Genomic DNA, 20,842 nt, shown 5'->3' with positions numbered 1-20,842 from the left:
GCTTATTCATATCTGGAAACCAGGCGCTGCCACTCGGGATCGTCCTTGAGTTTGCGGATGACAGGGGCGATCTTTTCGTAGACCGCCGCCTTTGAATGGGGCACCAGAAAGCGCCGCTCGGTTGGGCTGGAAGGCAGTCCATACAGCTGGAGTTTGTCTTCGCGAATCCCGTGCACCTTCATGTAGTAGCGCACGACCGATTCGGCTGCGGCAACGCTGTCCACCCGTCCCAGCTGCAATTTTTCCAGGCTTTTATCGTCGCTGGGAGCGTCGCTGCGGATCAGACCCTGCCGGCGTATCCATGATTCCAGATCGGGATAGCTGTAGCCCAGCACCATGCCGACCGAACGCCCTGCCAGCGCACCGGGCTTGGCCTGGCTGTATGCCTGTCCCGCCGGTAACACCACCACGTAGCGGTCCAGCGCGAACGGCGTGGTCCACAGGTATTTTTTCTGCGCGGCGTCGTCGAACCAGCGCGGCATCATGCCGATGACGATGCCGTTCAGCTCGCCGTTTTCCACTTTCAGCTGCAGCCGTTTGCGCGGCAGGTATTCCAGCCTGAAGCTCAGCCCGCCTGGTGCGTGCCGGTTTAAATATTGGATCAGGTCGGGATAAATGCCCTGGTCGTCGGAAACCACCAGCGGCGCCACCCTGGCGCTGGTATAGACGGTGACGACCTCGGCCAGCGCAGCTCCGGGGAGCACGCTAGCGCACAGCATCATCAGCACCGCCGGCAGCTTGTTCATACTTGCAATATAGCATGGACAATTTCCCATTGCGCCGGCGGCCCTTTCTGCATTTAGGACTTGGCGAACGCCAAGAAATCAGCGTTGAACTTGTCCTTGTGGGTGTCGGTCAGGCCGTGCGGCGCACCCGGGTAGACGATCAGCTTGGCGTGCTTGACGATGGCGGCCGAGGCCTTGCCGGCGGCGTCGATCGGCACGATCTGGTCGTCGTCGCCGTGGATGATCAGCGTCGGCTTGTCGAATTTTTTCAGGTCGTCGCGGAAGTCGGTTTCCGAGAACGCCTTGATCGAGTCGTAGGTGTTCTTGTGGCCGGCCTGCATGCCCTGCGCATACCACGCCTGGATGATGCCCTGCGACGGCTTGGCGCCCGGACGGTTGTAGCCATAGAACGGACCGGAGGCGATGTCCAGGTACAGCTGCGCACGGTTGGCGACCGAACCGGCGCGGATGCCGTCGAACACTTCGATCGGCAGGCCGCCCGGGTTGGTGGCGGTCTTGAGCATCAGCGGCGGCACGGCGGAGATCAGGCCCAGCTTGGCGATGCGCTTGGTGCCGTGGCGGCCCACGTAGCGCGCCACCTCGCCGCCGCCGGTCGAGAAGCCGGCCAGGATGATGTTCTTCAGGTCCAGCGCCTCGATCAGCTGCGCCAGGTCGTCGGCGTAGTGGTCCATGTCGTTGCCCTCCCACGGCTGGCTGGAGCGGCCGTGGCCGCGGCGGTCATGGATGATGACGCGGAAGCCGTTGTTGGCCAAATGGAATGCCGCCGATTCCCAGCTGTCGGCGTTCAGCGGCCAGCCATGGCTCAGCACCACCGGCTGGCCGGTCTTCGGACCCCAGTCTTTGTAGTAGATCTCGACGCCGTCGCGAGTGGTGATGGTGCTGCCCGTCTTGCTGACCGCGCCGCCGTGAACCACCGGGGCGGCTTGCGCATTGCCGCCTGCAAATGCGGCGAGCGGAACGGCTACGGCGGCGACTGCGGCACCGGCGCCACCGAACAGGGCGGAACGGCGGGAGGTATTCACTGCTTGGTCTTGGGTATCTTTGCTCATGACGGGCTCCATTTTAGTAGGTAGTTATTTAATAGCGAACTATGTTTTATGCGGTTTTGGGAGCGGTTTGCGCTGTCCATGTGCTCAATATATATCGCGCACTATTCAATAGCAAGCAATTTTTTGAAATATCTCTCGGCCACGCGGCTTTACACCGCTAATCCGCATTCTGGTCCCCGCTTTTTGCAGTTCGTCACATGCCGGTGGCTGGCCGGATAGCCCTTGTCTATAGTTCACTCAACGCAAGACAAAACGCAGTGAACCACACAACCCAAGGAGCTCAAAATGAACATCGCAAAAAACATGGAAGCCATCTTCGTAGCCGCAATCGTCGTCATCAGCGCTACCTCGTTCGCCACCGCCGCAGTGCCTGCAACCCACGCAGCGCCTGCCGCCGTGAAAGCCGACGCCGCCAAGATGCAAGTGGTGACGATCACCGCCAAGCGCCTGACCGCAGCTGAAAAAGCAGCACTGTAATTCACCGACAACGACGGAGCGCACGATGAAAAAATATCTGAAGGCTGCGATGCTGGCCACGATCCTGAGCAGCGGCGCCGGAGCTGGTTCCGCGCTGGCTGCCGATGTGGTCAGCGAAAACCGCGGCGTCGATGCGCGTGCCGTCAACATCGACCTCGATGGCGTCATCAGCCTCAAGGTCAAGCAAGGACCAGTCGCGTCGCTGACTCTATACGGAGAGGCTGACGCGCTGAAAAAAGTGACGGTGGAGCAGACGGGTGACACCCTGCACATCGGCACAAGCAAGATGCGCAGCTTCAGCTTCGGCAACAACAAGGAGCTGCGCGCGGAACTGACGCTGCCGAACCTGCGACAGCTGGTATCGGGCGGCGTCGGGGCCACCGAGGTAAGCGGTTTTAGCGGCGACAATCTGCGCCTGGCGCTAGAAGGCGCCGGCGCGGTGAAAGTCAGTGCGCAGTACCGCAACGTGGATGTGAAGCTCGGCGGCGTCGGCAGCATGACGGTCAACGCCGGCAGCAGCGACAACGTCGACCTGCATCTGCACGGCGCCGGCCATATCGAAATGACGGGCCAGACCAGGCAGCTGCACGCCAGCCTTGGCGGCGTCGGCGGCCTCGATGCACAGCAGTTGCGCGCCGATGTGGTGGACGTCAACATGTCGGGACTGGGCAGCGCATCGGTGTTTGCGAAGAACAGCGCCACGCTGAAATTAACCGGCCTGGGTTCGGCCACCGTGTATGGCAATCCGACCAATCGCAATGCCAGCGCCCGCGGCTTGGGCAGCGTCAGCTGGCAGTAATGAACGCGGCGTGAGCCGCAGCAGGAAACACATGGGTGTGTTTTTACCGTCCGGGAGGAGGCCACTCCACCCGGACGGTTTTTTTATTTCAGGTACGGTGCCTGCACAACGTCGCGTCCAAGCACGATGCGCATGTCGGCATAGACGGATTTATCGCTTCTCGCGTGTAGCGGCAAACCTAGTCGCCGCGACAGCGCTTGCGCCGGCAGCTGTTGGTCGCCCTGGTATTCGATGCGGCTGATCGGCACGCCGAAATTCTTCACATTGGTCAGCCGCGTGGTTTTGATTCCTTCCGCTTTCAGGATGCGCGCCAGCCGGGCGGCAGCGCCGGCGATGCCGTTGCCGTTGCTGATCTCCAGCCGCAGTCCGGTATTTCCCGGCGCCGGCGCCGGCGTCTGCGTCGCTGCTCCGACACGCATTACCTGCACCAGCGCCGCTCCCAGTTGCCGGATTTCCGTGCGCGACATGGCCGTATCGGCCGCCTCCGGTGGCGTTTCCGCTTTGTGCTCCTTCAGCAACGCATAGTCGCGCCGGATGTCGTGCGTGCGCAGCGTGGAGGCTTGCTGGTACATCGTCGCGGCGCGCTCGCGCTGTCCATCCGCTTCCAGCGCGGCGGCCAGCCGCTCCCATCTGGCCGCATCGAGCGGCGCCTGCAGGCAGGCTTGTTCGAGCGCGGTGATATCTGTTCCCGGCGCCGCCGTGGCTACCGGCGGTGCGGTGGACAAGCCGCTGCATGCCATCAGCAGCGCGCCGGCACATGCGGCGCCCAGTGTTCGTTTCATTGTCGCCTCCTAGTGCGTGAACATGGATGGCAGCACCATGTGATAAATCTGTATTCCGGCAGGCCCGATCAGCACCAGCATCAACGTCGGGAAGATGCAGAAGATCAGCGGGAACAGCAGCTTCAGCGCGATCTTGGCGGCAGCCTCCTCCGCCAGCACGCTGCGCTTGCTGCGTAAATTATCCGAATGAATGCGCAGGGATTCGCCCATGCTGGTACCGAAGCGCTCCGACTGGATCAGCATCGCCACCAGCGTATCGACATCCTCCACGCCGCTGCGCAAGGCCAGGTTGCGCAAGGCCTTCTCCTTGCTGAAGCCGGCCCGCATTTCCATCAGCACCAGCTGGAGTTCCTGCGCCAGCGCCACGCTCTTGATGTGGATTTCACCGGCCACCTTGGCCAGTGCGCGTTCCAGGCTCAGGCCCGTCTCGACGCATACGGTCAGCAGATCCAGCGCATCGGGAAAGGTCTCGAATATTTCGCGGCAGCGGCTGGTGGCCCGGCGCGACAACAGCGCGTTCGGCAGGTAGTAGCCTATGCACGCCGTCAACAGCAACAGATACCTCATCGTCTTTTGCACTTCGCTGTCCGCCAGCGTTGCGCAGGCCAGCGCCAACAGGGCGGGAAGGCCCAGCGCCAGCAAGGTCTTGGCGGCAAAGTAAAGCGATGGCGCCGACGCGCTGCGCCAGCCGGCGTTCATGAAACGGGTACGCAGCGGCGAACGCTCCCAGCCCTCCTCCGGCAGCGACATGCGCGTGAACGGCTGCGCCGCGTGCGCGACTTTTTCCACCCAGCCGCCAGGGAGCGGCTGTGCCGGTTGCGCAGGGCCGATAAAATCATTCAGCCGCTCACGGACAGGCACCGCCGAAAAACTCAACAGCGCCACCAGCACCACGCCCACCACGACGGCGAAGACAATGATGAGAAAAATAATCTGCCGACCATCCATGCCGTCCTCCCTCAGACCCGTATGCGTATCAGCTTGCGCATCCATAGCACGCCGGCTGCCGCCATCGCGCCGGCGTACCACATCAGGCGAATGCCGACCGGATCGGTCCACAGCACGCGCACATAGGCTGGATTGGCCACCACCATCAACCCCATCACGCCCAGCGGAAGCAGTCCCAGTATCCATGCCGACATGCGGCCTTCGGCGGACATCACCCGCACCTGGGCCAGCAACCGGAGCCGGGCACGTATCAAGCGGCTGATATTGCCGAGGACCTCGGCCAGGTTGCCGCCGGACTCGCGCTGGATCAGCACCGCGATCACCAGGTAGCGCAGGTCCGTCAGCGGCACGCGCAAGGCCAGGTTGTGCAGGGCTTCGTTCATCGGTACGCCGTAGTTGATTTCCTCGTAGGCGAATTTGAATTCGCCGGCGATTGGATCCGGCATCTCCTCGCCGACCATTTGCAGCACGTTGGCGAAGGAATGGCCGGCGCGCAGCGCGCGGCCGATGAAGTCCGCCGCCTCCGGCAATTGCTCCTCCAGCTTGAGCAGGCGCGCGTGGCGCGTGCGCATCAACAGCATCGACGGCAACATCAGCGCCAGCACCGGCGTCGCCATGGCCGCCAGCGCCGGCATGCCCAGCATCGCCGGCAGCATCAGGCCGACGGCCAGCATCGCCAGCGAACTGCAGAGGAACTGCGACACGGTCCAGCGCACGCCTGCCTGCAGCAACAGCCGGTCCAGCGCGGCCAGTCGCGTGAATCGTCGCAGCAGCTTCTCCAGCCGGGGATTGCGGTTGTAGGCACGCTGCTTCAGGATGTCGATCCGCTCGGCGCCGCCTTCGCCGCGCGCCGCCATCAGCCGCAGGCGCTTTGAAATGCGCCGCGCCGCGCTGCCGTGCGAACCCGACCACCACAGCCAGGCGCCTTCTATCATCAGGATCACGGCGGCGAACAGCAGGACCGCAAACGCGGAGAAGACTGTATCCATGGCCGCTACTCGTAGATCTTGTCGGGATCGAACACGGAATCCGGCACCGCCACGCCGAACATGCGCAAGCGGTCGGCAAAGCGCGGCCGCACGCCGGTGGCCGAGAAGCGCCCCTGTACCTTGCCGCCGGCGTCCACGCCCTTTTGCTCGTAGCGGAAGATTTCGTGCATGGCGATCACCTCCCCTTCCATGCCGGTGACTTCCTGCAGGCTGACCAGCTTGCGGGTGCCGTCGGTCAACCGCGAGACCTGCATCACCACCGTCACGGCGGAGCATATCTGCTGTCGCGTGGCGCGCGGCGTCAGGTTCACGCCGGCCATGCCGACCATGTTCTCCAGCCGCGACAAGGCATCGCGCGGCGTGTTCGAGTGGATGGTGGCCAGCGAGCCTTCGTGGCCGGTGTTCATCGCCTGCAGCATGTCCAGCGCTTCCGGTCCGCGCACCTCGCCGAGGATGATGCGGTCGGGCCGCATCCGCAAGGCGTTGCGCACCAGCGAGCGCTGGTTGACTTCCCCCTTGCCCTCGATATTCGGCGGCCGCGTTTCCAGCCGCACCACGTGGGGCTGGCGCATTTGCAGTTCGGCCGCATCCTCGATGGTGACGATGCGCTCGGCCGCGGGAATGAAGCCGGACAGCACGTTCAGCATGGTCGTCTTGCCGCTGCCGGTGCCGCCGGAGATCAGGATGTTGATCTTGGCCTGGCCCAGCGCCTTCAGCACTTCCATCATCGGCGGCGTCAGGCTGCGGTAGTCCAGCAGGTTCTCCACCGTCAGCGGATTGACCGCGAAGCGCCGTATCGACAGGATAGGGCCGTCGATCGCCAGCGGCGGAATGATAGCGTTCACGCGCGAACCGTCCGGCAACCGCGCATCGACCATCGGACTAGATTCGTCCACCCGCCGGCCCACGCGCGAGACGATCTTCTCGATGATCTTCATCAGGTGCGCGTTGTCGTTGAAGGTGACGCCGGTCAGCTCCAGCCTGCCGGAGCGTTCGACGTAGACCTTGCCATAGGTGTTGACCAGGATGTCCGACACGCCCGGATCTGCCAGCAGCGGCTCCAACGGCCCGAAGCCCAGCATCTCGTGCTGGATGTCCAGCACCAGGTTGTGGCGCTCGTGCTGGTTCAGTACGATGCGCTCCTCCTCGATGATGCGCTGGACCAGCAGCGCCAGCTCGTGCTTGAACTGCTCCGGCGTCAACCGCTTCAGGCGTTCCAGGTCGATGCGGTCCAGTATCGTCTGGTGCATGCTCTTCTTCAGTTCCTGATAGGCCGCAGCGGCCAGGCCGGGCGGACCGTTGATGCCTTGGCGGCTGTCGTCGCTGGAAGCCAGGCGTTCGCGCAAGCTCATATCGTTCTCCGATGCGTGGTTTTGTCGTGCCTACTCGTTGCCTATTCGTTGTCGTTGCGGCCGAACAGCCGGTCGAACAGCCCTTTGCTTTCGGAGACGCGGCGCGCCGTCACCAGTTCCACCAGCTCCGCCAGGCTGCGCGCCACCGCGCTGCTGCGCGACAGCTGCAGCACTGGTATGCCCTGGTTCACCGAGTCCGTCGCCGACAGGTAGTCGTTCGGCACCGTGTGCACCACCTCCGCGCCCAGCGCCTGCTCCAGGTCCATCAGCCGCAGCTTGCCGCCCTTTTCGTAGCGGTTGACGATCAGGCGCGTGCGCTCGCTCGGATAGCCCAGCGAGCGGAAGATATCCAGCAGCCGGCGGCCGTCGCGGATATCCGGCAGCGCCAGTTGTAGCACCGGGTAGATGGTGTCTGCCTGGTCCAGCGCGCGCAGCGAGATGGCGTCGATCTGGCGGCCGACGTCGAGCACGATGTAGTCGTAGTGCTGGCGCGCCACGCGCAGGATGGTGTCCATGTGCTCGGGCTTCATGTCGACCGCATGATTCGGATCGTCCGCCGCCGCCAGCACGCCGAAGTTCGACGCCACATGCACCAGGCAGGAATCGAGGAAGGAACCGTCCATGCGGCTGATCTGCGCACAGATGTCGGACAGCGTCATCGCCGGCTTCTGGTCAGACACGTACAGCGTGGCATCGCCGAACTGGCCGTGCAGGTCGATCAGCAGCACCTTCTTGTCGGCCAGCGCGGCCAGCGCGTAGCCGAAGTTGGTCGACAAAAAAGTCGCGCCGCTGCCGCCTTTGCAGGAGATGAAGGCCAGCACTTTGCCATCGCGCATATGGCTGACACCGGCCGCCACCTCGATGCGGTCCATCGCCTCGTGGAAGGCGCGGTGCACCAGCGGCAGCGGCAACACCTCGCGCATGCCGGCGCGCATGGCGCGTATCAGAAGGTCCTGCTGCGGTTCGCGCGTCAGCAGCATGAAGGAGGCCGCGGGATAGAGCTTGCCCAGGCGGTCCACCAGTTCCGCCTCCTCTTCCGCGACGTCGCTGGCATCGAAGATCACCAGTTCAGGAAGTTCCGGCAGCGGGCGCTCCACCGCGTCGCGCAGGCCGTTGCGCGACGCTACCAGCTGCACGCCGGGCATGCGCGCCGATCCCTGTGCGGCGACTTCGGCATGCAGCAGGCTGTCCCTGCTGATCATCAGTGCTTTCATGATCGCTCCTCACTTTGCGCCGCTGACGCCGATGGTGAACGATGGCGGCTGCGCCGCCGCTTCGCTGCTGGCCTTTTGATAGCGTTCATATGCGGCGCGCGCGGCGTGGCCGTCCATGCCGGCCACCGGATCGAGATTGCGCGCCGCCTCCGGCTCGATGATTTGCCGCGCCAACGTCACGCGCGCGCTTTCGCCGAAGTGCCGGTCCCATTGCGGCGTGGAGGAAGGCGGCTGTAACGCGCAGGCGGTCAACATGCACGCCGCTGGCAAGCTGAATAGGTATCGCATGATCGTTTCCTGTCTATTTGTGTTCGGTGGCCTGGGCCGGCGGCCCTTCCATCCGGCCGCCGATGAAAAGTTCGGTGCGGCTTGGCGTGGTGACGCTGTCGGTCGGCAGCTTGTAGTCGGCCTGCAGCGGCTTCACCAGGTGCGGTGTGACGACGAACAGCAGTTCGGTGCGGTCCTGCTGGAAGTCCGTGCTGCGGAACAGCGCGCCCAATACCGGCAGTTCGCCCAGCACCGGCAGGCCGTGGATATTGGTGGTCTGGTTATTCTTTATCAGCCCACCGATGGCAAAGCTTTGACCATCGAACAGCTCCACCGTGGTGGCCGCGCGCCTGGTCGTGATCAGAGGTAGAACCGAGGTGCCCGAGAAACCGGCCGCCGAGATGCCTATGCCCTCGCGCGACAGTTCCGACACTTCCGGCGCCACGCGCAGATTGATGCGGCCGCCGGCCAGCACGGTCGGCGTGAAGCGCAGGCCGACGCCGAACTCTTTCTCGTCCAGCGTGACCTTGTTGTTGTCCTGTGCGACCGGAACGAAGATCTTTCCGCCCGCAAGGAAGCTGCCTTCCTGGCCGCTGATCGCCATCACCGTCGGCTCGGCCAGGATGCGGATCATGCCGTCCTGCTTGTCGGCGGCGATGCCGGCATGGTTGCCGCCGGCCTTGCCGATATTGAGCAAGCCTTTCAGCGTGCCGCTTAAAAAATTCGACGTCAGCGTGCTGCTCCAGCTGCCGCCGCCGAAATTCACCGTCAGGCCGGCTTCAAGCTTGTCCAGCAGGGTCTTGGAGACTTCGGCGATTTTCACCTCCAGCATCACCTGCTGCGGCGCGCTGATGTTGAGGAAGTTGACGATGCGCGTGTTGCCGGCTCCCGCACTTGGCACCGCCGCGCCGCCGGTGCTTTTGTCGCCCTTGGCCGCCTCCAGCGCCTGCGCCGGACGGCGCACAAAGGCGGCCGCCAGCTCCAGCACGCGCGCGGCGGTTTGCGCATCGTCCACCATGCCGCTGATGACCAGCGTATCGCCGGCGGCACTGACGCGGATGTCCTTCTGCTCCGGCATCAGCGCCGCCAGCGACGCCTGCAGCGCGCCGGGATCGATGCCGACCACCACCTCGATCACGTTGCACATGCCGCTGCGGCCCTGCACGATCATATTGCTGGTGCCGATATCGACGCCGACCAGGTACAGCGTGTCCGGCGCCACCAGCATCGCCTGCAGCACGGCCGGATTGCCGACGCTGCGCGCCTGCACCGCTTCCGGCATGCGCATCAGCGTGGACTTCCCCAACTGCAGCGTCATATTGCCCGGCGTCGCCGCCTGGCCGCTGCAGCGCAAGCTTGCGCCATCGGCGCCGGCCGCGGCCTGCGTCCCCGCGGAAGCGGCCTGGGTGCCGGCAGCCATCGCCAGCAGCAGCACTGTGCATAGTTGAGTATTCATGGTCCACTCACAGGCATTCCTGCGTGCGCTGAACGCCGGCGATCACGCCGATGCAGGCACGTGATCGCGGGGCGGCTTGCGCCAGCTGGGGGGGCGGCTTGACGGCCACGGGGGCCGCCGCCACCTGCACGACCGGTTCGGGCCGGACCGGCGCCATACCGAGCAGGCTGGTCTTGGTTGCGCCGCCGGTCACACCGGGGCGCGGATCGACCTGGTTGCGCAGCACCAGCGACAGGGTCCCGACGCTGCGCGCGAGATCGATATTTTCAGCCTGCGCCGGCATCACCTCCAGCGTGACGGCGTTGACCACGCGCGGCTTGGTCTCGTCGCGGCCCACTTCCTGCGCCACCGCCAGCACCAGTATCCGTTCCAGCACGATCTTTGATATCACATTCTCGTTGCCGCCCGCCGCCGATTGGGTGTTGACGATGATGTCGACGAAATTACCCGGCAGCGCGAAGCCGGCCACGCCCACCACGTCGTTGACGCGCACCGTGATCGCGCGCTTGCCCTCGGTGATCAGTGCCGACAGGCCGCCCAGCGTGCCGGCCGGCGCCAGCTTGGCCTCGCTCAGCGGTTCGTCGCGCAGCACGCTGGTTTTCAGCACGCGGCCCACCAGCTTGGAGGCGTCGCGCAGCGCGCCGCGCGGCAGGTTGTCGGCCGGCCAGTCCAGCGGCTTGAGCATCTCCGGCGTCAGGCGTTGGCCGAGGTTGACGTCCACCGCCGCGACGATGATCTTGTTGGCCGACGTCGGCGACTGCCGCAGCAGCCAGCGCGAGGCCATCACCACCGCCGCCAGTCCGAGCACGATGGCCAGCGCCATCATCAACAGTGCGCGCTTGTTATTCATAGGATGTGCTGCTGCAGATGGTCGATGGCGTCGGCGCTGTCGTCAACGCCGGGCGGCAGCGGTTCGGCGGTCGCGAACATGCTGGTCCAGGCCTGGTCCAGCGCGGCGACGGTCAGCCGCGCCGGCTCGCCGAGGAAGCCGGCGAAATCGGCGACGCGGCCGATGATCTCGCGCGGGTAGCAGGCCAGCAGCGGCAAGCCGCTGCCCGCATGCAGGTCGTCGACCAGGTAGCGCAGCGCGGCATCGTCGAACGCCACGCCGGCGGTCAGGCACTGCTGGCGAAACAAGGTGCGATAGCTGGCGGGGCCCAGCGGCCCGACCGGAATCTTGTAGCCGACGCGGCGCAGCGCCGGCGCGTCGAACAGCGCTTCCGGCGGCAGGCTGGCGACGAACACCAGCTGCAAGCGGCACGGCACGCTGAAGTGGTAGCCGCCCACCAGCGACAACTGGCTGCGCTCCAGCTCCCGCGCCTGCGAGAAGCGGTTCAGCAGATCGGTGGCGGCCATGCGCTGGCGCCCCAGGTCGTCGACGATCAGCATGCCGTTGTTGGCCTTCAGTTGCGGCGGCGAACGATAGCAGCCGCTATGGCTGTCCGGCTGCAGATCCAGCGTGTCCACGCTCAGGTCCGCGTCCAGCGCCACCACGGGCCGCTGGCACAACAGCCAGCGCGGATCGCTGCTGCGCTGATCCTGCAGCTGGCGCAACTGGCGCAAATGCTGCGGCGACGGCGCGCGGTGCAGCAGCGCGTCGTATACCTGCACAATCTCCTGCCCCACCGCCAGCGCATGCGGCACCGCGATCACTCCCTGCAGCAGCGTGCCGAGGCGGCGCGCCAGCATCGACTTGCCGCTGCCCGACGGCCCATGCAGCAGCACCGTGCGGCCGGCGTGCATGGCCGCGCCCAGCATGCGCTGTACGGCGGGACTGAGAAAATCGTCGGCGAATTCTGCCGCCAGTTCGTCGGCGCAGGGTAGCGGCGCATGGCCGGCCTGGCGTTCCACCATGGCGCGGTAGGCTTCCAGCGTCACCGGCGCCGGCCCGATGTAGGGACAGCGATCCAGCCAGGCGCTGGCGCGCTGCTTGCCGCCCGCCGTCAGCTGGTACTGCACGTCGATGTCGGATTCGCCGCGCCACGCCACCTCCACCAGGTGCTCGGCGACCATGAATTCCAGCGCCTCGCGCAGCACGTTGATCGACAGGTGCAGGCGCGTGGTCAGCACCGGCAGGTGGCTTTTGCCGCCGATGAAAATGGCCTTGGCGATCAGCTCGACGACCAGCTGCAGCGGCAGGCCGGTCTCGCGCACCGATTTCGGCTGCGGCGGCAGCACGCCGGCGGCGTCGGCATCGGTGGCGGGGGGAAACGATTCGACGGCTAGCATGAGCATCTCCAGCGAAGAAATTACGTTGAGGAATCAAGTTTATCGGGCCATGCTTTGGGGACATTGACGCGAAGCAAATACGCGGCGGGGCGGCGCTCAGCGATGCGCCAGCGCCACAACCACCATCGTCGCCAGCGCCACCGCCAGGCCGTAAGGCACGCCGCCGATGCTGGCGCCCGGCGCCAGCGGCACCGGTTGCAGCGGCACGCCCAGGCTGCGCAGCAGCAACGGCTTGCCGATCTGCACGAGATTGCGCCAGCCGTCGCGCCGGCGGCCGCTGCACAGCAACATCAGCAAGGCCATCACGCCGCCGATGATGTAGGCCAGCACGGCGACCCGCAGCGCGTCGGCGGGACCGGCAAAGGCGCCGACCATGGCCATCAGCTTGACGTCGCCGGCGGCCATGCCGCGCAACAGGTACAGCGGCAGAAATAAAAAAAAGCCGGCCAAGGTGCCGGCCAGCCATTGCGATGCGGGCGCCCACGGCTGCCCGCTCAGCATGTGCAGGAGCAACGCCAGCAGCAGCCCGCTCAGGATCAGCACGTTGGGAATCTTGCGCATGGCCAGATCGGTCACGGCCGCTTGCGCGACCAGGCAGATCAGGATCACTTCGATGGCGTTCAGCATGGCGGCTCTCCGGAGTAGGCTTTCCAGCCCGCTTGCGGCTGGAAAGCCTGGACGATGTCTACGCGAGCTTGGCCGCGATGGCGGTGAAAGCCGTCTGCAGCGCCGTCGTCAGCGTGCCGAAGATCGCCACCACCGCCGTCACCATCGTTGCCGCGATCAGGCCGTATTCAATGGCTGTGATCCCCTCCTCGTCGTGCGCGAACACCTTTGCAGCTGCAATAAGCGAGTTCATGATTTACTCCCAAGTTGAGTCCATAAAAATACCCCTGGCGCGGGCGGCCGGCCTTCCATGCCGCCGTTGCCGCGCCATTGGGTTCACTATACGGATCGCAGTGTTGTGGGAGTTGACGTGAGACAAGTTTTCCGTGTGGAATTATTTTCAAGCTATGGAGGAAAATATGCGTCCCGGACACACATCACGGCTGGCTTATGTCAAACTGCATCAGAATTCGGCCCGGTACGCTGGGGCAAGCCGCCAGCTGTCGGAAAAAGGTTGCATTCAGTTGCAAGGAAAGTTCTTTTTCGCACACATGAATTGCCTAGATTGCAAAAAGCTATTATCCTGCTTAGCTGTTCTTTGGAAAGGCCTCGTGTTGCAGTTCACAGTGCGCCTGACTATCAAAGATATTGGCTTGATAGGCGTGAACAAAACGTGGCAAGGCGCAATGGTTGTGTGATTATTTTCCAGAGAAGAAAATGGATTCCCTACTGAAACACATGGTGGACATGACCGGCCACCGCGATCACACGATGCTCGACATCTCCGTGATCTCGGCGGTGCAGGAGCTTGCCCACGCCAGTCAGGCCCGCGTGCTGACGCTGGCCACAGTGAGGGGCAAGATTTTTGTCCGGCCGCGTGCCGTCATCAACGCCGGCGAAGCCGCGCGCATGGTCGACACCACGGACCTGCACAATCCCGGCGAGCCGATCGAGAACACGCCGGCGCTCGCCAAATGCATCGCCGACCACGAATCGGGCGCCGACGTCGCCAACGAGGCCGGCGAGCATACGCTGTGGCTGCCGATCTGGCTCGGCGACAAGGCCGACACCTGCCTGGAAATCGTCAACCCGACGCCGTACACCAGCGACACCATCCATATCATCGGCGGCATCGTCAGCGTCTACCGCAACTTCCAGAACCTGCTGGACTACAGCGAACGCGATTCGCTGACCGGCCTGCTCAACCGCAAGACCTTCGACGACCAGCTGGCCAAGATGCTGGCCGCGTCCACCGAACAGGACGCGCTCACGCTGCCGGGCGAGCCCGAGCGCCGGGCCCACCACGACCAGGAAAAGCAATGGCTGGCGGTGGTCGATGTCGACCATTTCAAGCATGTTAACGACCGTTTCGGCCATTTGTACGGCGATGAGGTGTTGATCCTGATCGCCAACCTGCTGACCTCGTCGTTCCGCGCGCAAGACCGCGTGTTCCGTTTCGGCGGCGAGGAATTCGTCGTGCTGCTGCGCTCCACCACGCTGGACCACGCCAAGAAGATCATCGACCGCTTCCGCGTCAACGTGGCGTCGCATGATTTCCCGCAGGTGGGCAAGGTGACGGTGAGTGTGGGCTTCGTCAGCATCAGCGCGCTGGAAGCGCCGGTGATCATCCTGGGACACGCCGACCAGGCGCTGTACTACGCCAAGAGCCACGGCCGCAACCTGGCCTGCCACTACGACGAACTGGTAGACGGCGGCCTGCTGCAGACCATCGCCTCCAACGATACCGCCGAATTCTTCTGACTATTAAGCTGTTTCAAGCTGAGCGCGGCGAGGAGCCGCAACGAAGCAGCGGTCAGCTTGAAGCGGCTTAAGCCAGGGTCAGGAAGCGCATCGGGTCTACGTTCCACTTGCCCGGCGATTCGTGGCCGACGATCTTGTCGCCGCCGCCAAAGCCCAGTCCGCGCGACAAATCGACGGTTTCCGGCTTGATGTAGAGATTTTTCTTGGTGTTGAAGAAAACATTGACCTTGGGCGCCAGCAGATTGGTTTCGTGTGGCTCAATCACCACACCCAGGCGCCCCGACTCCAGCATCACCATCGTGCCGACCGGATAAATGCCGACGCAACGCATGAATTCCTGGGCAAACTGCGGGTTGAAGTGGAACTTGCTCCACTCGTAAATCTTGCGCAGCGCCGCCGCCGCCGACATGCCCTTGTGATAGCAGCGGTCGGCCGTGATCGCATCATAAACATCGACGATCGCCGCCATCTGCGCCAGCTCGCTGATCTCGTCGGCGGCCTGCTTGTTCGGATAGCCGCTGCCGTCGCGGCGTTCGTGGTGATGCAGCGTGATATCGAGCGGAATCGGTCCGATCTCCGGCGATTGCAGCAGGATCTTGTACCCATCTTCGGGATGGCGCTTGATGATCGCGAATTCCTCGTCCGTCAGCGGGCCCGGTTTGTTCAGCACCGCATCCGGCACCAGCGCCTTGCCGGTATCGTGCAGCAGGCCCCCCAGGCCGGCCTGATGGGTGGTTTCGGCATCGATGCCGCGCGAGCGGCAGAAGGCAACCAGCAGCGTACAGACGCTAACGGAGTGCAAAAAGGTGTAATCGTCCTTGTTCTTGATCCGCAGCAGCCCCACCAGCGCGCCCGGATTGCGCAGGATGGATTCGGTAATGTTCTGCACCACCGGCTGCACATGGTCCAGTTCGATGGCCTTGCCGAGGCGGGCGTCCTGCATCACCGTGCGCACCAGCGTCGACGCCTGGTGGCGGATCTGCACCGCCCGTTTCATCTCCTCGCCCAGCGACACACGGGTGACCACCGGCGTCTTGGCGGCGATCTCGACGATTTCGCGTTCGGTTGCCGCTTGCGCCTCCGCCAAGGTGGGCGCATCCTGCACGTCCAGGCCTTTGGAACTGTCTATGACAACGTCGTGGATGCCGGCGTGCACAATCTTGCGGATTTCGTCTTCGCTGGACAGCAGGAACCGGTTGCGGACAAATGGATGGGTCATCCAGTCGCAGCTCAGATCATGTATGTACATGCCCACTTTCAGCTGGGAGGAGTCGACTTTCTTTAGCATACAGTACCCACAAAATGAGAGGCTGAACTGGACAGCGGAAGGGCTGACTTTAGTATAACAAATAGTTTCCTATCGGGATTAAATTTACAAGTGCTACCATCTGTTTGTCCACGCTAACAATGTCACATTTATATGGAATTACGCCAACTTCGTTACTTTGTTGCCATAGTCGACCACGGCTCGCTGTCGCGCGCCGCGCTGGTGCTGCATGTTGCACAACCGGCACTGACGCAACAGTTGCGACAGCTGGAAGAGGAGCTGGGCGTGCAGCTGCTGCACCGCTCCGCCCAGGGCGTGCTCAGCACCGATGCGGGCAAGATTTTTTATGAGCATGCTCAAGCCATCCTCAAGCAGGTGGCCGACGCACGCTCGGCTGTCGCGCAATCGACCGAGCGGCCCAGCGGCAGCGTCACGCTGGGGCTGCCGCACAGCATCTCCGGCGCGCTGGCCCTGCCGCTGCTGACGGCCGCGCGCGCCCAATATCCGGAAATCACGCTGCAGCTGACCGAGGAGCTGACCGGCAACCTCAGCGAGCAGCTGAAATCGGGCCGGGTCAACCTGGCGGTGCTGTTCGACGACGGTCAACTGGCCCAGTTCGCCAACACCCCGCTGGTGGAGGAAGAACTGCGCTTCATCTGCCGCGCGGACGCGCCTTATGCGCAAGGTGAGCAAGCACTCACACTGGCACAGGCCTTGCAGACCACGTTGATCCTGCCCGGCCTGCAGCACGGCGTACGGCCGCGCATCGAAAGCGTGGCGCGCGAAGCCGGGCTAACTCTGAGTAACGTCATCGAGATCAATTCCATCGCCATCCTCAAATCCGCCATCCTGGCCGGCATGGGCGCCACCATTCTGCCGTCGGCGCCGGTGCTGGACGAGCTCGAACGCGGCGCCATGCGCGCCCACCGCATTCACAGCCCGTCGATTTCGCGCACCGTGGTGCTGTGCGCATCCAAGAATATTCCGCTGACCAACGCCGCGGCGGCCGTCAGCCGGCTGGTGCAGCATGTCAGCCGCCAGCTATGTGCCGGCAACACCTGGCCGGGTGCGACCGTCATCGCCTGAGCCATCACTTTTTCTTATACCCCCATCGGCAATCCGTATTTCCGTATACGTCAAGCAGCGCCCATACTTGCTACAAAGCGGATTTTTTAAGCCTAAAATATCTGTATTGCCGCTAACCATGCGGCCCATGGCCTGATCCTGGCGCGCCTACCCGGCGCCACCAAGTTTGGGCGCGATCTGACACAAAAAAACGGAGACACCACCATGCCCGATACCACGGCACACGGCCCTGCAACGTCCGCAGGCGACGACATCCCTTCCCGCCTGACCAGCGTAAGCCTCGACGACAAATACACCGCCACCGGGGGCGACATTTTCCTGTCCGGCATCCAGGCGCTGGTGCGCCTGCCGATGATGCAGCGCGTGCGCGACCAGGCCGATGGCCTGAACACGGCCGGCTTCATTTCCGGCTATCGCGGCTCGCCGCTGGGCGGCCTGGATGAAAACCTGTGGAAGGCCAAGCCGCACCTGGAAGCGCATCACGTGCAGTTCGTGCCGGGCGTGAACGAGGATCTGGCGGCGACCGCCGTCTGGGGCTCGCAGCAGGTCGACCTGATCGGCGAGGCCAAGTACGACGGCGTGTTCGCCATGTGGTACGGCAAGGGCCCGGGCGTGGACCGCTGTGGCGACGTGTTCAAGCACATGAACCACGCCGGCACCTCGAAACACGGCGGCGTGCTGCTGGTCGCGGGCGACGACCACGGCGCCTATTCGTCGACGCTGCCGCACCAGTCGGACCATTTGTTCTCGGCCTCGATGATCCCGGTGCTGTACCCATGCAACGTGCAGGAATACCTGGACCTGGGCATCCACGGCTGGGCCATGTCGCGCTTCTCCGGCTGCACGGTGGCGTTCAAGGCGCTGGCGGACACGGTCGAGTCGTCGGCCTCCGTCGACGCCGATCCGTTCCGCGTCGAAGTCAAGATCCCGCACGATTTCGTCATGCCGGAAGGCGGCCTGAATGCGCGTTTGTCCAGCATCCCGCTGGGCCAGCAGGCGCGCAACCAGGAAGCGCTGATGCAGGACTACAAAATCTACGCCGCGCTGGCCTATGCGCGCGAGAACAGACTGAATCACACCACCATCACCAGCCCGAACGCCAAGCTGGGCATCATCGCCTCCGGCAAATCCTACCTGGACGTGCTGGAAGCGCTGGAGGAACTGGGCATCGACGAGAAGATGGCGGCCGAGGTGGGCCTGCGCCTGTTCAAGGTCGCGATGCCATGGCCGCTGGAACCGGACAGCGTGCGCGAATTCGCTCAGGGTCTGGACGAGATTTTGGTGGTCGAGGAAAAGCGCCAGATCGTCGAATACCAACTGAAGGAACAGCTGTACAACTGGCGCGACGACGTGCGTCCGCGCGTGATCGGCAAGTTCGATGAAAAAGGCGAATGGGTCGCTCCGCGCGGCGAATGGCTGCTGACGTCCAAGGCCGACTTCTCGGTCTCGCAAGTGGCACGTGTGATCGCCTCGCGCGTCAAGCGCCTGATCTCCGATCCGGTCACCTGCGACCATATCAAGGCCCGCCTGACCTTCCTCGACGCGAAGGACGCGGTCCTGAAGAAGGCCATCAGCACACCGTTCCGCCCGGCCTTCTACTGCTCCGGATGCCCGCACAACACCTCGACCAAGGTACCGGAAGGCAGCCTGGCATTGGCCGGCATCGGCTGCCACGTGATGGCGACGTCGATCTATCCCGAGTTCAACAAGCTGACCACGCACATGGGCGGCGAAGGCGCGCCGTGGATCGGCCAGGCCGCGTTCTCGAAGATCCCGCACGTGTTCCAGAACCTGGGCGACGGCACCTACTTCCACTCCGGCTACCTGGCGATCCGCGCGGCCGTGGCGGCCAAGGTCAACATGACCTACAAGATCCTGTACAACGACGCCGTCGCGATGACGGGCGGCCAGCCGGTCGACGGCATCACCTCGGTGCCGATGATCGCGCAGCAGATGGCGGCCGAAGGCGTCAAGCGCATCGCGCTGGTGACCGAAGACCTGAACCGCTACACCGACCGCAGCGCGCTGCCGACCATCGTCAGCCTGCACGACCGCAAGGACATGGACGCGGTGCAGCGCGAGCTGCGCGAGATCGGCGGCGTGTCGGTGCTGATCTACGACCAGACCTGCGCGGCCGAGAAGCGCCGGCGTCGGAAAAAAGGCGAGTTCCCCGACCCGGCCAAGCGCATGGTCATCAACGAAGCCGTCTGCGAAGGCTGCGGCGACTGCGGCATCCAGTCCAACTGCACGTCGATCCTGCCGAAGGAAACGGAATTCGGCCGCAAGCGCACCATCGATCAATCGTCGTGCAACAAGGACTACTCGTGCGTGAAGGGCTTCTGCCCGAGCTTCGTCACGGTCGAAGGCGGATCGCTGAAGAAAACCAAGACCGGCGTCACCAAGGATAACGCCGACGACGGCTTCGGCCCGCTGCCGGAACCCGTGCTGCCGTCGTGCGACCAGCCGTACAACATCCTGATCAACGGCATCGGCGGCACCGGCGTGATCACCGTCGGCGCCCTGATGGGCATGGCCGCACACCTGGAAGGCAAAGGCGCGTCGGTGCTGGACATGACCGGCATGTCGCAGAAAAACGGTTCGGTCACCTCGCACGTCAAAGTGGCGAAGACCCCGGCCCACCTGCGTGCGCAACGCATCGCCACCGGCGAGGCGGACGTGATCCTCGGCTGCGACATGCTGACCGCCGGCGCCGCCGACGCGGTATCGAAGATGCGTCCAGGCCGCACGCTGGCCGTGATCAACCTGCACGAGCAGCCGCCCGGCACCTTCGCGCAGAACGCCGACTGGCAGTACCCGGTGGCCGAAGTGCGCGCGCTGATCGAGGAATCGGTCGGCGCCGGCGCCGCCGATTTCATCGACGCCACCAAGCTGGCCACCGCGCTGATGGGTGACTCGATCGCCGCCAACCTGTTCATGCTCGGCTACGCATGGCAGAAAGGCCGCATCCCGCTGAGCGAAGCCTCGCTGCTGCGCGCGATCGAGTTGAACGGCGTCGGCATCGCGTCGAACAAGAAGAGCTTCCTGTGGGGCCGCCGCGCCGCCGTGGACCTGAAGCGCGTGGAGCGCGTGGCGACGCCGGCGCAAGCCATCGTCGTGCAGATGCCGCAAAGCCTGGAAAATGTTCTGGCCAAGCGCGTCGAGTTCCTGACCGCGTACCAGAACGCCGCCTACGCCTCGACCTACGAGCAGCTGGTGTCGCAGGTGCGCGCGAAGGAAACCGCGCTGGGCCTGGGCAACAAGCTGTCCACCGCCGTCGCCAAGTACTACTTCAAGCTGATGGCCTACAAGGACGAATACGAAGTGGCGCGCCTGTACACCGACGGCCGTTTCGTCGAGCAGCTGAAGCAGCAGTTCGAGGGCAACTTCTCGGTCAAGTTCAACCTGGCGCCGCCGATGTTCGCCAAAAAGGACGCCAAGGGCCATCTGGTCAAGGCGGAATTCGGCTCGTGGATGTGGAGCGCGTTCAAGCTGCTGGCCAAGTTCAAGGGCCTGCGCGGCGGCGCGTTCGACATCTTCGGCTACACCGGGGAGCGCAAGATGGAGCGCGCGCTGATCGCCGAGTACCGCGAGATGGTTGTCGCGCTGATGGACAAGCTGACGCCGGAAAACCACGCGGTGGCCGTCGAACTGGCCGGCCTGCCGGAAAAAGTGCGCGGCTTCGGCCACGTGAAGGAAAAGGCAGTCGCCACCTTCCGTACCGAGAAAACCCGCCTGCTGGCGCAATTCAGCCAACAGCGCGCCGCATAATTCGCTTGACTTGACGTTAACGTAAACGTCATATAATGAAGAAAAG

At 64.1% G+C, this 20,842-nt stretch carries 19 protein-coding genes; 5 read left to right on the top strand and 14 right to left on the bottom strand.

Going from position 1 to position 20,842, the window contains the following annotated elements; all coding sequences use genetic code 11:
* Positions 1 to 2 precede the first annotated feature (2 nt).
* A complete protein-coding gene (locus ACSQ3S_RS02935) occupies positions 3 to 746 on the bottom strand; it encodes a substrate-binding periplasmic protein (RefSeq protein WP_436141545.1) in 744 nt (247 codons plus the stop codon).
* Between the two features lie 53 nt (positions 747 to 799).
* The gene (locus ACSQ3S_RS02930) at positions 800 to 1,795 is read right to left on the bottom strand and encodes an alpha/beta fold hydrolase (protein WP_436141544.1); all 996 of its coding nucleotides are present in this window, start codon (positions 1,793 to 1,795) and stop codon (positions 800 to 802) included.
* A gap of 285 nt (positions 1,796 to 2,080) precedes the next feature.
* Between ACSQ3S_RS02930 and ACSQ3S_RS02925 the strand changes: the two genes are divergently transcribed.
* Together ACSQ3S_RS02925 and ACSQ3S_RS02920 are read left to right on the top strand one after the other, a co-directional pair.
* Positions 2,081 to 2,272 carry a hypothetical protein gene (locus ACSQ3S_RS02925; protein WP_436141543.1) on the top strand — a complete coding sequence of 64 codons (192 nt, stop codon included), beginning with the start codon at positions 2,081 to 2,083 and terminating at the stop codon, positions 2,270 to 2,272.
* Positions 2,273 to 2,297: 25 nt separating this feature from the next.
* Positions 2,298 to 3,071 carry a GIN domain-containing protein gene (locus ACSQ3S_RS02920; protein ID WP_436141542.1) on the top strand — a complete coding sequence of 258 codons (774 nt, stop codon included), beginning with the start codon at positions 2,298 to 2,300 and terminating at the stop codon, positions 3,069 to 3,071.
* An 83-nt stretch (positions 3,072 to 3,154) separates the two neighbouring features.
* Here ACSQ3S_RS02920 and ACSQ3S_RS02915 read toward each other — a convergent pair whose 3' ends face one another.
* The 11 genes from ACSQ3S_RS02915 to ACSQ3S_RS02865 all read right to left on the bottom strand — a co-directional run bounded on the left by ACSQ3S_RS02915 (position 3,155) and on the right by ACSQ3S_RS02865 (position 13,167).
* Entirely contained in the window at positions 3,155 to 3,853 is a 699-nt protein-coding gene (locus ACSQ3S_RS02915; RefSeq protein WP_436141541.1) for a LytR C-terminal domain-containing protein, read from the bottom strand.
* Positions 3,854 to 3,862: 9 nt separating this feature from the next.
* Positions 3,863 to 4,801, bottom strand: coding sequence for a type II secretion system F family protein (locus tag ACSQ3S_RS02910; protein WP_436141540.1), 939 nt, complete (start codon positions 4,799 to 4,801; stop codon positions 3,863 to 3,865).
* An 11-nt stretch (positions 4,802 to 4,812) separates the two neighbouring features.
* Complete coding sequence (locus ACSQ3S_RS02905; RefSeq protein WP_436141539.1) at positions 4,813 to 5,790, bottom strand: type II secretion system F family protein; 978 nt, start codon at positions 5,788 to 5,790, stop codon at positions 4,813 to 4,815.
* A gap of 5 nt (positions 5,791 to 5,795) precedes the next feature.
* A complete protein-coding gene (locus ACSQ3S_RS02900) occupies positions 5,796 to 7,142 on the bottom strand; it encodes a CpaF family protein (protein ID WP_413448344.1) in 1,347 nt (448 codons plus the stop codon).
* Positions 7,143 to 7,183: 41 nt separating this feature from the next.
* Positions 7,184 to 8,356 (bottom strand): AAA family ATPase, encoded by a 1,173-nt coding sequence (locus ACSQ3S_RS02895; RefSeq protein WP_436141538.1) that lies wholly within the window; start codon positions 8,354 to 8,356, stop codon positions 7,184 to 7,186.
* Positions 8,357 to 8,365: 9 nt separating this feature from the next.
* Positions 8,366 to 8,644, bottom strand: coding sequence for a hypothetical protein (locus ACSQ3S_RS02890; protein WP_436141537.1), 279 nt, complete (start codon positions 8,642 to 8,644; stop codon positions 8,366 to 8,368).
* A 13-nt stretch (positions 8,645 to 8,657) separates the two neighbouring features.
* A complete protein-coding gene (locus tag ACSQ3S_RS02885) occupies positions 8,658 to 10,079 on the bottom strand; it encodes a type II and III secretion system protein family protein (protein ID WP_436141536.1) in 1,422 nt (473 codons plus the stop codon).
* Positions 10,080 to 10,086: 7 nt separating this feature from the next.
* Positions 10,087 to 10,929, bottom strand: coding sequence for a Flp pilus assembly protein CpaB (gene cpaB / locus ACSQ3S_RS02880; RefSeq protein ID WP_436141535.1), 843 nt, complete (start codon positions 10,927 to 10,929; stop codon positions 10,087 to 10,089).
* Positions 10,926 to 12,308: an ATP-binding protein gene (locus ACSQ3S_RS02875; protein ID WP_436141534.1), complete on the bottom strand. Its 1,383-nt coding sequence runs from the start codon at positions 12,306 to 12,308 to the stop codon at positions 10,926 to 10,928. The genes cpaB and ACSQ3S_RS02875 overlap by 4 nt, the downstream gene beginning before the upstream one ends.
* 96 nt (positions 12,309 to 12,404) lie before the next feature.
* Entirely contained in the window at positions 12,405 to 12,935 is a 531-nt protein-coding gene (locus ACSQ3S_RS02870; RefSeq protein ID WP_436141533.1) for an A24 family peptidase, read from the bottom strand.
* Between the two features lie 58 nt (positions 12,936 to 12,993).
* Positions 12,994 to 13,167: a Flp family type IVb pilin gene (locus ACSQ3S_RS02865; RefSeq protein WP_176653008.1), complete on the bottom strand. Its 174-nt coding sequence runs from the start codon at positions 13,165 to 13,167 to the stop codon at positions 12,994 to 12,996.
* A gap of 464 nt (positions 13,168 to 13,631) precedes the next feature.
* Here ACSQ3S_RS02865 and ACSQ3S_RS02860 point away from each other — a divergent pair, with 464 nt between their 5' ends.
* Complete coding sequence (locus ACSQ3S_RS02860) at positions 13,632 to 14,675, top strand: GGDEF domain-containing protein (protein ID WP_176653009.1); 1,044 nt, start codon at positions 13,632 to 13,634, stop codon at positions 14,673 to 14,675.
* A gap of 67 nt (positions 14,676 to 14,742) precedes the next feature.
* Here the strand turns inward: ACSQ3S_RS02860 and ACSQ3S_RS02855 are convergent, their stop codons facing one another.
* Positions 14,743 to 15,963 (bottom strand): HD-GYP domain-containing protein, encoded by a 1,221-nt coding sequence (locus ACSQ3S_RS02855; protein WP_176653010.1) that lies wholly within the window; start codon positions 15,961 to 15,963, stop codon positions 14,743 to 14,745.
* Positions 15,964 to 16,095: 132 nt separating this feature from the next.
* On the opposite strand from ACSQ3S_RS02855, the gene ACSQ3S_RS02850 reads away from it, so the two are divergent.
* A complete protein-coding gene (locus tag ACSQ3S_RS02850) occupies positions 16,096 to 17,028 on the top strand; it encodes a LysR substrate-binding domain-containing protein (protein WP_176653011.1) in 933 nt (310 codons plus the stop codon).
* Positions 17,029 to 17,232: 204 nt separating this feature from the next.
* Complete coding sequence (locus tag ACSQ3S_RS02845; RefSeq protein WP_436141532.1) at positions 17,233 to 20,796, top strand: indolepyruvate ferredoxin oxidoreductase family protein; 3,564 nt, start codon at positions 17,233 to 17,235, stop codon at positions 20,794 to 20,796.
* The last annotated feature ends 46 nt before the right edge of the window (positions 20,797 to 20,842 follow it).

The organism is Duganella sp. LjRoot269 (assembly GCF_964254095.1).
In the GTDB taxonomy this organism is placed as follows: Bacteria; Pseudomonadota; Gammaproteobacteria; order Burkholderiales; family Burkholderiaceae_D; genus Rugamonas; species Rugamonas hordei.
The sequence above is the reverse complement of the archived record's forward strand: the minus strand, read 5'-3'. Positions and strand labels throughout refer to the sequence as shown.